Source organism: Allopusillimonas ginsengisoli (assembly GCF_004153455.1).
GTDB classification, from domain to species: domain Bacteria; phylum Pseudomonadota; class Gammaproteobacteria; order Burkholderiales; family Burkholderiaceae_B; genus Allopusillimonas; species Allopusillimonas ginsengisoli.
Genome location: NZ_SDQE01000001.1, coordinates 448843 through 463521, shown reverse-complemented (window position 1 = coordinate 463521; position 14679 = coordinate 448843). Strand labels below are relative to the sequence as shown.

Annotated in this window: 8 protein-coding genes, 1 tRNA gene and 1 pseudogene; 5 read left to right on the top strand and 5 right to left on the bottom strand. The window is 60.6% G+C overall.

The genetic code is table 11. The features are described 5' to 3' along the window. The first annotated feature begins 16 nt into the window (after positions 1-16). On the top strand, positions 17-1198 hold the full coding sequence (locus ERE07_RS02330; protein WP_130007192.1) for a tyrosine-type recombinase/integrase: 1182 nt from the start codon (positions 17-19) through the stop codon (positions 1196-1198). A 34-nt stretch (positions 1199-1232) separates the two neighbouring features. Here ERE07_RS02330 and ERE07_RS02325 read toward each other — a convergent pair. The 4 genes from ERE07_RS02325 to ERE07_RS02310 form a co-directional block, all read right to left on the bottom strand. Continuing rightward, a tRNA-Pro gene (locus ERE07_RS02325) sits at positions 1233-1309 on the bottom strand. A 99-nt stretch (positions 1310-1408) separates the two neighbouring features. After that, positions 1409-2416: an MBL fold metallo-hydrolase gene (locus ERE07_RS02320; protein ID WP_130007191.1), complete on the bottom strand. Its 1008-nt coding sequence runs from the start codon at positions 2414-2416 to the stop codon at positions 1409-1411. Next, positions 2416-3987: a TerC family protein gene (locus ERE07_RS02315; RefSeq protein WP_130007190.1), complete on the bottom strand. Its 1572-nt coding sequence runs from the start codon at positions 3985-3987 to the stop codon at positions 2416-2418. Before ERE07_RS02315 ends, ERE07_RS02320 begins: the two co-directional genes overlap by 1 nt. Positions 3988-4159: 172 nt before the next feature. Then, positions 4160-6043 (bottom strand): LTA synthase family protein, encoded by a 1884-nt coding sequence (locus ERE07_RS02310; protein WP_130007189.1) that lies wholly within the window; start codon positions 6041-6043, stop codon positions 4160-4162. Positions 6044-6211: 168 nt separating this feature from the next. Between ERE07_RS02310 and ERE07_RS02305 the strand changes: the two genes are divergently transcribed. From ERE07_RS02305 to ERE07_RS22220, 4 genes and pseudogenes are all read left to right on the top strand, one after another. After that, on the top strand, positions 6212-7423 hold the full coding sequence (locus tag ERE07_RS02305; RefSeq protein WP_130007188.1) for an ABC transporter substrate-binding protein: 1212 nt from the start codon (positions 6212-6214) through the stop codon (positions 7421-7423). Between the two features lie 95 nt (positions 7424-7518). Beyond that, on the top strand, positions 7519-9399 hold the full coding sequence (locus tag ERE07_RS02300) for an ABC transporter permease (protein ID WP_130007187.1): 1881 nt from the start codon (positions 7519-7521) through the stop codon (positions 9397-9399). Then, positions 9396-10166, top strand: a pseudogene (locus ERE07_RS22225) (ABC transporter ATP-binding protein); the annotation flags it as partial. The gene ERE07_RS02300 and the pseudogene ERE07_RS22225, both read left to right, overlap by 4 nt. A gap of 24 nt (positions 10167-10190) precedes the next feature. Further along, positions 10191-10964 (top strand): ABC transporter ATP-binding protein, encoded by a 774-nt coding sequence (locus ERE07_RS22220; RefSeq protein ID WP_342366235.1) that lies wholly within the window; start codon positions 10191-10193, stop codon positions 10962-10964. Positions 10965-10982: 18 nt separating this feature from the next. Here ERE07_RS22220 and ERE07_RS02290 read toward each other — a convergent pair whose 3' ends face one another. Then, on the bottom strand, positions 10983-14615 hold the full coding sequence (locus ERE07_RS02290; protein WP_130007185.1) for an indolepyruvate ferredoxin oxidoreductase family protein: 3633 nt from the start codon (positions 14613-14615) through the stop codon (positions 10983-10985). Positions 14616-14679: the final 64 nt, after the last annotated feature.

Sequence of the window (14679 nt, the reverse complement as noted above, 5' to 3'; positions counted from 1 at the left end):
TTCAAGGAACAGAAAAATGGGACGTTCAAAGAAAAACAGTATCTACCCGTCGAAAGTCGGGACGTACGATGTCGACACCACTTACAGAAGGCAACGCATTCGCCGCTGTGGTTTCGAGTCTTACAGAGAAGCGGAAGACTTCCTTGTCAGTCAAAAACAACTGATCAAGGCGGAAACCACCGTTGGCCAACGCAGGCCGGTCACGTTGGACGAGGCGGCAGCCAAGTACATCAGCGAACAGGCGGCGAACGGTAAAGTGTCATGGGCAAATGAGGCATCGATGCTCAAGCCCCTGATGGCAACACATAGCTCTTTGACAATCGATCAGATCGATAATGATTCTTTGGCGGATTTCGTCGCCGCGCGCAAGGCGGCTGGGCGAAAGGCCAAAACGATCAACATTACCCTGGGCGCCGTGCGTTCCATCTGCAATCGCGCCGCCACAGCGTGGAAGTTCGAGAACGGTCTCACCTGGCTCGATCGCGCCCCCGAGATTACGCTACTTGATGACAGCGACAAGCGTCCGCCACGTCCACTGGCATGGGGTGAGCAGGAACGGCTGCTACCCTCACTGCCGCAACATCTGCGACAAATGGTGCTCTTCGACCTGAACACCGGCGTGCGGGAAGATGTGGTGTGTAGTCTGCGGTGGGCCTGGGAAGTCCGGGTCAAGATCAGGGCGGATGTGACTGTGACCGTATTCGTGGTGCCCCGCACCCACGTGAAGGGCCGACGGCGCGAGCGGATCATCATCTGCAATTCGGTGGCCCAACGGATCGTGGACCAGCAAAGGGGTTTGAACCCGGAATTTGTCTTTTGCTGGCCAAAGCCGATAGGAAAGAAAGAGGTTGAATATCTGGCTGTTCAACACATCAACAACAATGGCTGGCAAAAAGCGAGGGGCCGGGTGGGCCTAGCGGATTTACGGGTTCACGACTTGCGGCACACCGTTGGCATGAGGTTGCGCGCGGCTGGGGTGTCCAAGCGGACCCAGGATGCCATTCTGTGGCATGAATCCGGCGAGATGACGGACCATTACGCCATCGCCCAGCTGCGAGAAGTCTACGACGCCCTGGAACTCATCACCAAGCCGCAGGAGGATTTCGAAACGATGGACCTGCATGCGCTGATTCGCCAGACGCAAATGCAGCGTTTTACCGAAATTTTACCGCGCAAAGAAAAAAGGGCTTACGCATGATTTACGTAAACCCTTGATCTTCCTACTGAAACTATGGTCGGGGCGAAAGGATTCGAACCTTCGACCCTCTGGTCCCAAACCAGATGCGCTACCAGGCTGCGCTACGCCCCGACTTCGTTGCAGCCAAGCAATATAACATATAAATCTACCCGATGGCGAACCTTAAGCTTGTCGCGGACCGGCCGCTGCAACGACCTCGCTCGTCGCAGGCTAACGCGGTAGGGGCGTATATTCGAGGGGCACCCAGTCATAGGCGCCATCCTGGGTACTTGCGACATGGCCTATGCCGGGGAAGGGCAGGTGGGCACCCGCGATCCACAACTTCTGGCTTGCAGCCTGCTCAAATACTTCTTTTCGGGTCGCTACGGCTTTTTCGGGATCGGTGTCGAACTCGATCGAGACTTCTGGTTTGGAGAACTGCACGGCGTGGCTGTGTACGATGTCGCCCCAGAACAGCAAGTCCTGTCCGTCGGACGAGAACTGATAGCCGCCGTGGCCAGGCGTGTGGCCAGGCAAAGGCCACGACTTGACGCCTTCCATGAGCGTATCGCCGGATTTGAACTGCTTGACCTGGTTCTTTGCGACGTAAGGTGCGATGGATTGCTGTGCCATGGTGAAGAAAGGCTGAGCGGCGTCGGGCGCCTGGGCAGCTGTTTCCTTGTCCAGCCAATAGGCCGCTTCGTCGCTGTCCACATAAACGGTGGCATTGGGGAAAACCGGCGCGCCGTCGTGCGTGATGCCGCAGACATGGTCGCCGTGCAGGTGGGTGAGCAGAACTGTATCGACCTGTGCCGGCTGGTAGCCGGCCGCCTGCATGTTGCCGACAATCGAGCCCATCGTCGGACCAAAGCACGCTGCCGCGCCCGAATCGACCAGAATGAGCTGCTTGCCAGTATTGACAAGAAAAGCATTGACCGCCGTCTGTGCGCCTTGCGGCGTGGTGGGAACAAACATTGCCGCAATCAGCTTGCCAATCTCATCGTCAGGCGCGCCGTGAAGAATGGCTTGGTCGAGCCCGACAAAGCCGTCATACAGCGCGGTGATCTCGAATTGGCCCAGCATCATCCGGTGATAGCCCGGCACCTGGGTGTTCTGCTGGGCGGGCGGAGCGGCTTGCGCATTGGCGGACGTTACGGCGACAGGCGCCGCCAGGCACAGGCTGATGGCCATCGCGGGCAACATGCGTTGAAGGCGAAAAGAGGAAGGTGCGCGTTTCATCAGATATCTCCGGTAGTTCTGGCCTCGACCAGGATTTTGGCGATCCGGCGGCCTTCGCGCTCCAGGATTTCGAAGTGCAAGTCGCCGCGCAGGCTGGGGACGGCGATCTTGTCGCCGGTTTCGGGCAGGCGTCCGAACTGGCTCAACAGGTAGCCTGCCACTGTACTATATTCATCCGAGTCATCCATCAGCCCTTCTGCCTGAATGGCTTGCTCGAACTGGTGCATGTCTGCGGCGCCATCGACGATCCAGCGGTTTTCGCGATCAACGATGATGTCCGGCGTTTCATCTTCGTCGGGGAAGTCGCCGGCGATGGCCTCGAATACGTCGATAGGTGTAACCAGGCCCTCGACCGCGCCGAACTCGTTGATGACGACGACCAATTGTCCGCGCGCCGCCTTCAGGGTTTCCATGAGGTCCAGAATACGCACGGTCTCATGGACGATGATGGGCGGGCGCAATTTACCTTCGTCAAGCCGGCCTTCCATGAGCAGGTCGGCGATCAGGTCTTTGGCGCGGCCGATCCCCACAATATCATCAAGTGATCCGCGGCACACGGGGAAGAACCCGTGTGGGGAATGGCTGATCTCCTTGCGGATCTCGCCGGGGTCGTCGTCCAGGTCTATCCAGGTGATGTCCGTGCGCGGCGTCATGATGGAGTGGATGTTGCGTTCGGCCAGGCGCAATACGCCGCTGACCATGTTGCGTTCTTCCTCGCCAAACGGGGCTTCCGAGGGCGCTGGCGCTGTTGTCACCGTGGCGGTCTCTTCAAGAGCAACGCTTCGTTTGCCCAGCATGCGCAAGATGCCCTCCGCCGTGCGTTCGCGCATCGGTCGCATGGTTTCAAGATTCAGCAGGTTGCGCCGGGCTATCTGGTTCAGTGATTCGATGATCACCGCAAAGCCGATGGCGGCATAGAGATAGCCTTTTGGCACCTTGTAGCCGAAGCCCTCGGCGACGAGCGCGAAACCTATCATCAGCAAAAAACCCAGGCACAGGATCACTACCGTGGGGTAGGCATTGACAAATCGCGTCAGCGGCTTGGAGGCAACCAGCATGACACCGATGGCGATGATGACGGCGGCCATCATGACTTCGAGATGTTCGACCATGCCGACCGCTGTGATGACGGCGTCCAGGGAGAAGACGGCGTCCAGCACGACAATTTGGGTAACCACAATCCCGAAGCTGGCGTAGACAGGCGAGGACGTGCTGGCGTGAGCTTTGCCTTCGACACGCTCATGCATTTCCATGGTGCCTTTGAACACCAGAAAAAAGCCGCCGATAATCAGGATGAGGTCACGTCCGGAGAACGAGGCCGAGCCGATGTTCAGGATGGGCGTTGTCAGCTGGAATACCCAGGAGATGGCGGAAAGCAGGCCAAGCCGCATGATCAGGGCCAGGCTCAAGCCGATGATGCGCGCGCGGTCGCGCTGCGCCGGAGGCAGTTTGTCCGCCAGGATGGCAATGAAAATCAGGTTATCGATCCCGAGGACGATTTCCAGGATGACAAGGGTGAGAAGGCCGACCCAGACAGAGGGATCCAGCAATAAATGTAACAGGCCTTCCATCAGGCCGGTCTCCTTACATGGGGAAAAGAAAATAATAGCCGAGGCGAGCGGGCCAGCACGCAAAATTGCCTGCCCGGCGGTCTTGCGGGGCAGGCATGCAGAACAGAGTGCGTGGCGGTGGCGATACGCCGCGGGTTGGCAGGGACAGGTTTGCCCGGGTCAGGGTCGTCGCTCATGCGCGCAGATGAGGCAGGGTATAGGCGCGCTGGTTGTACACCCAGTTGGGCCAGAGGACATGCGCAAGCGCTTCGCGCGCCAAGTCCGCATCCAGCGGCTGCGGCTCATAGGATTCAGGCGCAGCATAGCGAAACTGGCTGGCGCCCCGGTGCGGTTCAAGCACCACCAGCTGATCGCCCTTCATATAGCCGTAATTGTCCTTGTATTGCATCATGACCCGGTCGCCGCCTTCTTGTGTCATGTCGTGACCAATCATGGGATGCTCAGCCTGGACGCCCATGAGGGAAAGCAGCGTGGTGGGCAGATCGATCTGGCTGACCAGACGGTCGTCGCTGCGCGGCTGTATATCGGCGCCAAGAATAAGTGCGGGAATGTGGAAGTGACGCATGGGGACGAGCGTGGCGCCGGACACCCGCGAGTCGTGGTCGGCCACGATCAGAAATACGGTGTTGTCCCAATAACTGGATTGGCGCGCCTTCTCGAAATACTGGCCGATCGCCCAGTCCGCATAGCGCACTGTGTTCTGCACCGTGCGAGGATCGCCTTCGGGCGTGATGCGGCCCTCGGGGTATTCCCAGGGCGAGTGGTTGCTGACCGAAAACGCCAGGGTGAAGGTCGCTTGATCGGGATCTTGCTGCATCAAATCGTGCAGCTGGTTGAACATGTCTTCGTCGCTGGCGCCCCAGGTGCCGACAAAAGCGGGGTTCTTGAAGGTGGGCAGGTCGAACACCTGATCAAAGCCATTGCCCAGGAAGAAATTCTTCATGTTGTCGAAATGCGCCTCACCCCCGTAGATGAAGCGCGACCGAAAACCTTGCAGTTTGAGCAGTTGGGCCAGCGTGAAAAAATTGCTTTGCGCGCCCGACAGCCGCAGCGCCGCATCGGAAATCGTTGGCGGGAACCCGGCGGAGACGGCTTCGAGCCCACGCACGGAGCGCGTGCCGGTTGCGTAGGCCCGGGTGAAGTTCCAGCCGGTTCTGGCGAGCTCGTCCAGGCAAGGGGTATAGCCTGCCCCGCCAAGATTGCCGACATACTGGGCGCCCAGGCTTTCTTCGACAATCATGACCAGATTGAGCGGACGCGTACGCGAGGCCGAGGGGGTTTGTACATGAAGCGTCGGGATGGTATCGGTACCGGGTTCGATGCCGGCGCAGCGCTGTACGATGGAATTGGTTTCTTCTGGACTGAGGCTGCCATAGACACGCGTGGCCGAGCGTTCGTTCTTCATGCTGTAGATGGCATACGCGAGGCTGTAGAGCGAGTTCAGCGGCAGGGTATTGAGCATGCTGTCGCTGCAATAGGCGACTGTGGAAGGGTTGATGGGGCGATGCTTGAGCGTACCCCGGATGGCCAGAAAGACGACGATGGCCGCTGCCAACGCAAATAGCGGGCGCTGCCACCAGGCCATGGGGCCGTCCGGCAGGCTGGGCTCGAACAGATGGTCCGCCAGCCAGGTAAGGCCGACAATCACGAGTACGCCAAACACCAGCACGTGCTTGTAGCCCTTCCAGAGCATGCCAAAGACTTCGCGCGGGTGCTTCAGGTATTCGACATACAGCCGGTTGGGCCGGGTGTCGTATTCGTCGATGAACTGGGGGGTGGAGACTTCCATCAGCACGAGCAGCACCCAGGCCAGCAGAAACCAGGCCTCGGTGGTTTCAATGGCGAAGTGGTCGCTTCCCAGCCAGGGGGACAGCACCAAGGGTATTCCAGCCAGTGTTGCGATGATGTTGGCATCAATGCGCAACCCTCCGCGCAGGATAGGCCAGAGTCCGCCGGCCTGTTTGACACGCCCCCATTGCCAGGCTGCGAGCAGGCAACGGCTGACTGTCAGCAACAAAAAGCTGGAAACTATAAAAACAAAGGTAAGGTCGCGCATAGGCGGCTGGCAGATATTCTGGAGCGCTAAGTGTAAAGGGTTTGGCGATTCTTTGTGTAAGGAAATACTCGAACCGGGCCAAGGGGCAGCACCGGGCGGCAGCGAAAAGAAGCTGCGATAATAGGGGATCATATATCGGCCTTCCGCTCCCGCACAGGATTATTTCCCATGTATTCACACAGGTTTAATATCAGGCTGCTTGCCGCACTGCTTCTGTCGGCTGTCGGTTTTGCCGCCAGCGCGCAGGATGTCATCCGCATCGGCGAGCTCAACAGCTACAAGACGCAGCCTGCTTTTCTGGGGCCCTATAAAAAAGGCATGGAGCTGGCGCTGGAGCAGATCAACGCGGAGGGCGGCGTAAATGGCAAGCAACTCCAGCTGGTCACCCGCGACGACAACTCCAACCCCGGCGATGCGGTCCGCGCCGCGCAGGAATTGCTTGCACGTGAGAAAGTCGATGTGCTGGCCGGGACTTTTCTTTCGCATATTGGCCTGGCCGTGTCCGACTTCGCCGGCCACAAAAAACAATTCTTCCTGGCCAGCGAGCCGCTGACCGACAAAATCGTCTGGGCCGATGGCAATCCATACACTTTCCGCTTGCGCAATTCCACGTATATGCAAGTGGCCATGCTGATCCCCGCGGCCGTCAAAATGAACAAGAAGCGGTGGGCGCTGGTGTATCCCAATTATGAGTACGGGCAGTCGGCCGTGGCAACGTTCAAGACCCTGCTCAAGCAGGCTCAGCCCGATGTCGAGTTCGTGGCGGAGCAGGCCGCGCCGCTGGGCAAGATCGACGCGGGCAGTGTCGTGCAGGCATTGGCCGACGCCAGGCCCGAAGCCATGTTCAACGTTCTGTTTGCAACCGATCTGTCCAAGTTTGTGCGCGCAGGCACACAGCGCAATTTCTTCAAGAACCTCTCTGTCGTCAGCATGCTCACGGGCGAACCCGAGTACCTCGATCCGTTGGGCGCCGAAACTCCTGAAGGCTGGATCGTCACCGGCTATCCCTGGTACGCCATCGACACGCCCGAGCACAAGGCGTTCCTGGAGGCCTATCAGGCACGCTTCAACGACTATCCCCGCCTCGGTACCGTTGTCGGCTACAACACGATACGCTCGCTGGCCGCAGGTATTGAAAAGGCGGGCTCCACGGATACGGATGCGCTGGTGCAGGCCTTCAAGGGTCTGGAAGTGGATACGCCTTTCGGCCGCATCACCTATCGCGGCATCGATCACCAATCGACCATGGGCGCCTATGTCGGCAAGCTGGCTGTCAAGGATGGCAAGGGCATCATGACTGACTTCGAGTATGTCGACGGCGCCACTGTGCAACCCACAGACGAGCAGGTTCGGCAGTGGCGGCCGGCCGTGGCCGACTGATGGCTAGGCTGGGCGCCCTCGGCAAGCGGGCTGCGGGCATGCTCAAGGTGGCGTTGAGTCGCCTGCCGCTTCGGGTGCGCGGGTAGGCCGGCGGCATGCAGATCACCGGCTTTATTGTCCAGTTCCTGAACGGGCTGGCCGAAGCGTCGTCGTTGTTTCTTGTGGCGGCGGGGTTGTCGCTGATTTTCGGTGTCAGCCGTATCGTCAACTTTGCGCATGGCTCGCTCTATATGCTGGGGCTGTATGTGGCCTACTCCCTGGTGCAGCAGTGGGGGCAAGGGGCCATGGGATTCTGGGCTGCCTTGCTGTGCGCCGCACTTGCCGTGGCTGTGCTCGGGGCTGTCGTCGAGATCCTGCTTCTGCGGCGTATCTACAGTGCGCCCGAGATGTTCCAGTTGCTGGCGACCTTTGCCTTGGTACTGGTCTTCAATGATATGGCGCTCTGGTTGTGGGGGCCGGACGACCTGCTTGGTCCCTTGGCGCCCGGCCTGGACGGCGCGGTGCAGGTGTTTGATCGCTACCTGCCTGTGTACGACCTGTTGTTGATCGGCCTGGGGCCGCTCATATTGCTGGTGCTTTGGCTGCTGCTGACCCGCTCTCGTTTGGGCATGCTGGTGCGTGCGGCCACGCAGGATCGACAAATGCTGGGGGCGCTGGGGGTGAACCAGGCCTGGCTGTTTACCGCAGTGTTCGCCTTTGGGGCGTTCTTGGCCGGGCTGGGCGGCGCCTTGCAGATTCCACGGCAGCCGGCAAGCCTGGGGCTGGATTTGAGCATCATCGGCGATGCGTTTGTGGTGGTCGTAGTGGGCGGCATGGGCTCCATTCCCGGCGCGTATCTTGCCGCGCTCATCATTGCCGAACTGAAGGCATTGTGTATCGCATTAGGGGTCGTGGAAATCGGCGGCTTGACCGTTGCCTTTCCCCGGCTGACCCTGGCGGTGGAGTTTATCTTCATGGCGCTGGTGCTGGTGTTCAGGCCCTGGGGGCTATGCGGCAAGCCTTTGTCCCTCTCTCGGCATATGGGCGCACCCGATCAGCCGCTGCGACCCGCCGGGATGCGGGCGGGAGTCCTGGCGGCGCTCGCGGCGCTTGCCGTGGCCGCTTTGCCGATGCTGGTCGATTATCTTCCCTATGCCGCTGTGCTGGCCCAGGATGTTCTGGTAGCCGTCGTGTTTGCCGTAAGTCTGCATGTCATGATGGGGTTGGGCGGCATGCCTTCGTTCGGCCACGCGGCGTATTTTGGGTTGGGGGCCTACGCGGCCGCCATGCTGTTCACCATGAGTGGCATTGGCATGCTGGGCGCCATCGTGGCCGGGCCACTGGTGGCAGGTGCGGCGGCCATGATGTTTGGCTGGTTGGGCGCGCGCCTGACCGGTGTTTATCTGGCCATGCTGACGCTGGCCTTTGCCCAGATCATCTGGTCTATTGTGTTTCAGTGGGATGACGTCACGGGCGGTTCCAATGGGATTTTCGGTGTCTGGCCGGACGACTGGCTTTCAGGCAATGCGTTCTATTACTTCACGCTGGTCATTGCCATCGTGGTCGTGCTGGGGGTGCGGCGCCTTGCGTTCTCGCCTTTTGGCATGGCTTTGCGCGCCACACGCGACTCGGCCCTGCGGGCGGACGCCATTGGGCTGAACGTGCGGCATATACAGTGGATGGCTTTCATTGTTGCCGGGCTGCTTGCGGGCCTGGCGGGAGCGCTGTACGCCTTTGCCAAGGGAGGTACATCGCCGGAGGTCATGACGGTCGGCAAATCGGTGGATGCATTGGTCATGGTGTTGCTTGGCGGCATCCAGGCGCTGGCAGGTCCGGTGGTCGGCGCTGTCGGCTTTACGGTGCTGCAGGATCTGTTCGTGGGAATCACCGAATACTGGCGGGCGCTGTTCGGCGTCGTGATTCTGCTGATAGTGCTGGTCTTTCCGCGGGGCATCGCTGGCTACGCAGGCGTCTGGCAGCGGCGGAGGCGCGCATGAGTCTATTGCAGGCCAGGCACTTGGTGCGCGATTTTGGCGGAAACCGCGCGGTTGACGGTGTCAGCTTCGACCTTGCGCCGGGCGAACTGCTGGCGCTCATCGGGCCCAATGGCGCGGGCAAGTCAACGGTGTTCAATATGCTGGGCGGGCAGTTGGGGGCGACATCCGGTTCGGTGACCCTGGATGGGCAGCCATTGCTGGGCCTGGCGTCGCACAGCATCGCACGCCTGGGCGTGGGGCGCAGCTTTCAGATTGCTGCCACATTTGCCTCGCTGACCGTGATGGAAAACGTTCAAATGGCGCTGCTCGCCAGCCGTCGCAAGGCTTGGTCTTTCTGGCGCACGGCTCGCCGGGCGTATCAGGACGAGGCAATGGATTTGCTGGAGCAGGTCGGCATGCGCGATCAGGCCGCGGCCCCCTGCAGCGAGCTGGCCTATGGCGACGTCAAGCGGGTAGAGCTGGCCATTAGCCTGGCAGGCGATCCGCGCGTGTTGCTGATGGACGAACCGACGGCGGGCATGGGCGCGACGGAGCGCAATGCCTTGATGGTCCTGATCAAGCGTTTGGTCGCAGAGCGCAATATGGCCGTACTGTTTACCGAACACAGCATGGATGTCGTGTTCGGCTATGCTGACCGTATTCTGGTGCTCGCGCGTGGGCAACTGATTGCAGAAGGGAATGCGGACGAGATACGCGAACATCCCGAGGTGCGCAAAGTCTATTTTGGCAGCGGCAAAACGTTTGGCCTGAAAGCGGCCAGCGGAGCGCGGCAGCACGAGGATGATACGGACGTGAGCGCAGAGCCAGAGCGGCCCGTGCTCCTGACCGTGCAGGCGCTGAACGCCTGGTATGGCGCCGCGCATATTCTGCGCGATGTCTCGCTGCAAGCGCGCCGCGGTGAAGTGGTGGCGCTTCTGGGGCGTAATGGCGCAGGAAAATCCACTACCTTCAAGGCCATCATGGGGCTGGCCGAGCGCCGTGCGGCCGCATTGGATTTCATGGGCCATGCGCTGGCGCATCGGCAGCCTTTCGAGATTGCGCGGTTGGGGCTGGGCTATGTGCCGGAAGATCGTCGCATTTTTACGGATCTTACAGTCACCGAAAATCTGATGGCGGGCCGGCAGGCTGTACGAACATGGCCTCAGAGCGCGGTGCCGGACGCGGGGCGCGAGGTGGGTGGCGAGACGCTGGGTTGGTCGCTGTCGCAGATTTTCGATGTGTTCCCACACCTGGCCAGCTTGCGCAATCGGCCAGCCGGCGCGATGAGTGGCGGTGAGCAACAGATGCTGGCTGTGGCGCGCACGCTGATGGGCAACCCCTTTTTGTTGCTGCTGGATGAACCGTCAGAGGGCGTGGCGCCGGTTGTGGTTGAACAAATGGCGGAGATGATCCTGGCTCTCAAGCAACGAGGTGTCAGTGTGCTGCTTTCCGAGCAGAATTTACACTTTGCCCAGTTGGTGGCCGATCGCGCCTATGTGCTGGAAAAGGGTGAGATCCGCTATCAGGGCAGCATGCGGGCACTGGCGGACGATGAAACCGTGCGCCGTGCCTACCTGGAGCTCTAACCCGCGCCTGCCGCGATGCTAGGCGGCCTCGCCCTCCAGCGCCTTGCCGTGGCGATATTGCTGCAGTAGTTCCGAGCGCCGGGCCTGCGCGGCCAGCACATTCTTGTCCTTCACATGACCGAAGCCCCGGATATCATCCGGCAGCGAGGCCAACTCCAGCGCAATGGCCAGATTCCGCTCTGACAGACTGCGACAGAACTCGTCGACCAGGGCGAAGTACTCCTGCATCAACTGCCGTTCCATGCGCCGCTCCGCCGTCCTGCCGAATACGTCCAGCGGCGTGCCGCGCAGGGCCTTCAGGCGCGCCAGCATGCCAAAGGCACGCATCATCCAGGGCCCGTAACTGCGCTTGACCAGTTCCCCTTTCTCATTCTTGCGTGCGAGCAGGGGCGGAGCCAGATGAAAGCGCAATGTGTAGTCCTTGCCCGGCTCACCCTCGAACTGCTCGCGCAGCTTGCGAGTGAACTCCGGATCGGTATACAGACGGGCTACTTCATACTCATCTTTATAGGCCATGAGTTTGGCCAGATTGTTGGCGACTGCGCGGGTGAGTCGTCCCGCCTGGCCAGACGTCAGGCTGGATTCCTTCTCGCGTATGCGTTGGATGGCATTCCGGTATTGGCGCGCATACGCCTTGTTCTGATAGTCGGCCAGGCGCTGGGCCTGGCGATCAATCAGGGTATCCAGTGCCTCGGGCATCGCGATGATACGGCGATGGGTATCGCCGCGGCTCGCTTCCTGCGCTTGAATGCTGGCGGAAGCGGGCAGCTCCGGCGCGACCGCGTCCGCGCCCAGGTGCGCGACGGCGCGGCCCCACTCGAAAGCGGCCAGGTTCTTGTCGACCATGACGCCATTCAGTTCAATGGCACGCAGCAGGCTTTCCTGCGAAAGCGGCACCCAGCCTTTTTGCCAGGCATAGCCCAGCAGCAAGGGGTTGGCGTAGATGGCATCGCCCAGCAGGTGTACAGCGAGGGCGTTGGCATCCAGAAAGGCGCAGCCTTCGCCCATCGCATCGGTCAGGCGTTGACTGGCTGCCTCTTGCGGAAAGCGCCACTTGGGGTTGTGGATGAGGTCGGCTGTCGGGATGGCCGCACTGTTGATCGCTGCCTGGGTACGCCCTTTGAGCACTTTGCCCAGCACATCGGCGGCAGAGGTCACGATGGCGTCGCAGCCAATGATGAGTTTGGCTTCGCCTGTGGCAATGCGTGTGGCGTGAAGATCAGAGGGGTGGGGCGCCAACTGCACATGGCTGAGCACTGCGCCGCCTTTTTGCGCCAGCCCTGCCATGTCCAGCACGGTGACTCCACGGTTTTCCAGATGGGCGGCCATGCCCAGCAGACCGCCTATGGTGACAACGCCGGTGCCGCCTATACCGGTAACCAGAATGCCATAGGTGCTGTCCAGATTCGGTATATGCGGCAAGGGCAGGTCGGTATTGAGGGCCTTGGGCGCGGAGGAATTCGCCTGGACCGTCGTGTCGTTCGCGGCGGCGTCGGCGCCCACAGGCTTTTTGACCTGCGCACCTTCGGCTGTGACAAAGCTTGGGCAAAAACCGTTGACACAGGAATAATCCTTGTTGCACGACGACTGGTTGATGCGCCGTTTGGTGCCCAGCGGCGTATCCAGCGGTTCCACCGACAGGCAGTTGGATTTCACCGAACAGTCGCCGCAGCCTTCACACACGGCATCGTTGATGAATACGCGGCGGGCAGGGTCTGGATAGGCGCCGCGCTTGCGTCGGCGGCGCTTCTCCGTGGCACATGTTTGGTCATACACCAGTACGGTGGTGCCTTCGATATCACGCAGTTCACGCTGTACGCGGTCAAGTTCGTCGCGATGGTAGACCGGCGCATTGCCAGCCAATGCAACGCCCTTGTATTTTTCGGGCTCATCCGTCACGACAACGACTTTGCGCGCGCCCTCGGCATGTACCTGGGCAATGACATCGGTTACTTTCAGGATGCCGTCCACCGGCTGCCCGCCAGTCATGGCGACGGCGTCGTTGTACAGGATCTTGTAGGTAATATTGGAGTTGGCGGCGATCGATGCGCGCACGGCGAGTATGCCGGAATGAAAGTAAGTGCCATCTCCCAGATTGGCGAAGATGTGGTTCTCGTCCGTGAAGTGGCGCTGGCCTATCCATGCTACACCTTCGCCGCCCATGTGGCTGAATGTTGCCGTGTCGCGATCCATCCAGATTGCCATATAGTGGCAGCCTATGCCTGCCAGGGCCCGCGAGCCCTCGGGGACACGGGTAGACGTGTTGTGCGGGCAGCCCGAACAGAACCATGGCTTGCGATCGGGCGCAGCCGTATGGTTGGTCGCTTCGCGTTCCTTGGCGTCGATGATGGCGATGCGCGTGGCAATGCGCGCACGCAGTTCGTCCGGCATGGCTACCCTTTCAAGGCGCCGCGCGATGGCCCGGGCAATGATGGCGGGTGAGAGCTCTCCGCGCGCAGGCAGTAACCATTGGCCGCGAGGAACTGACCATTCACCGCCGGCATTGTCTTTTTCGTCGAACTTGCCGTAGACGTGGGGGCGTACGTCGTCACGCCAGTTATAGAGTTCTTCCTTGAGCGCATATTCGAGAATCTGGCGTTTTTCTTCCACCACCAGAATTTCGTCCAGCCCTGTTGCAAACTCGCGCGCATCCTGGGCATTGAGCGGCCAGACGCAGCCGATTTTCATCAACCGTATACCCAACTGCGCACAGGCGGCTTCGTCCAGTCCCAGCTCGATCAACGCCTGCCGCGTGTCCAGATAGGCCTTGCCGGCTGTCATGATGCCCAGACGAGGCCTGGGCGAGTCGATCACAATGCGATTCAGCCTATTGGCCCGCGTATACGCCAAGGCTGCATACCATTTGTAGTCGATCAGGCGGGCCTCCTGATCCAGGGGCGGATCAGGCCAGCGAATGCTCAGCCCGCCAGGCGGCAAAGCGAAATCTTCGGGAATCACGATGCGAGCGCGGTCGGGATCGATATCTACCGAAGCCGTCGACTCGACGACCTCGGTGACGCATTTCATGGACACCCACAGCCCCGAATATCGGCTCATGGCCCAGCCGTGCAGGCCATAATCCAGGTATTCCTGTACGTTGGACGGATAAAGCACCGGTATCCCCGCCGAGACAAAGTCATGTTCGGACTGGTGCGCAACCGTCGAAGACTTGGCGCCGTGATCGTCGCCGGCCAGCACCAGCACGCCGCCGTGCAGGGAACTGCCGGCCGCGTTGGCATGCTTGAGGACATCCATGGAGCGGTCCACTCCCGGGCCCTTGCCGTACCACATGGCAAACACGCCATCGCGCGTCGCGTGCGGCGTCAGCGATACCTGCTGCGTGCCCCATATCGATGTTGCGGCCAAATCTTCGTTCAGGCCAGGCTGGAACACGATGTCGTTGTCGCTCAGGTGCTGCTTGGCTTTCCACAGCGCCAGGTCGAGCGCGCCCAGTGGAGAACCCCGGTAGCCGGAGATAAACCCCGCGGTGTTCAGGCCGGCTGCCTGGTCGCGCGCTTTTTGCAGCATGGGCAGCCGCACCAGCGCCTGTGTGCCGCTCATGTATGCGCGGCCTTTTTCCAGGGTGTATTTGTCGTCGAGGCTGACCTGGGCAAGTGCTGACAGCATCGCCGGATCGAGTGGGGCGTTCATGGCGGGTTGTCTCCATTCGTTCGTCGTTTGAATCCCGTTGGAATAGTGTAGGTGTTGTCTTTGA

Excerpts from the sequence above, each read along its gene's own strand:
- ERE07_RS02310 (WP_130007189.1), bottom strand. The coding sequence starts at position 6,043 with ATGCGCGACCTTACCTTTGTTTTTATAGTTTCCAGCTTTTTGTTGCTG.
- ERE07_RS02315 (WP_130007190.1), bottom strand. The coding sequence starts at position 3,987 with ATGGAAGGCCTGTTACATTTATTGCTGGATCCCTCTGTCTGGGTCGGC.
- ERE07_RS02300 (WP_130007187.1), top strand. The coding sequence starts at position 7,519 with ATGCAGATCACCGGCTTTATTGTCCAGTTCCTGAACGGGCTGGCCGAA.
- ERE07_RS02305 (WP_130007188.1), top strand. The coding sequence starts at position 6,212 with ATGTATTCACACAGGTTTAATATCAGGCTGCTTGCCGCACTGCTTCTG.
- ERE07_RS02330 (WP_130007192.1), top strand. The coding sequence starts at position 17 with ATGGGACGTTCAAAGAAAAACAGTATCTACCCGTCGAAAGTCGGGACG.
- ERE07_RS02320 (WP_130007191.1), bottom strand. The coding sequence starts at position 2,416 with ATGAAACGCGCACCTTCCTCTTTTCGCCTTCAACGCATGTTGCCCGCG.
- ERE07_RS02290 (WP_130007185.1), bottom strand. The coding sequence starts at position 14,615 with ATGAACGCCCCACTCGATCCGGCGATGCTGTCAGCACTTGCCCAGGTC.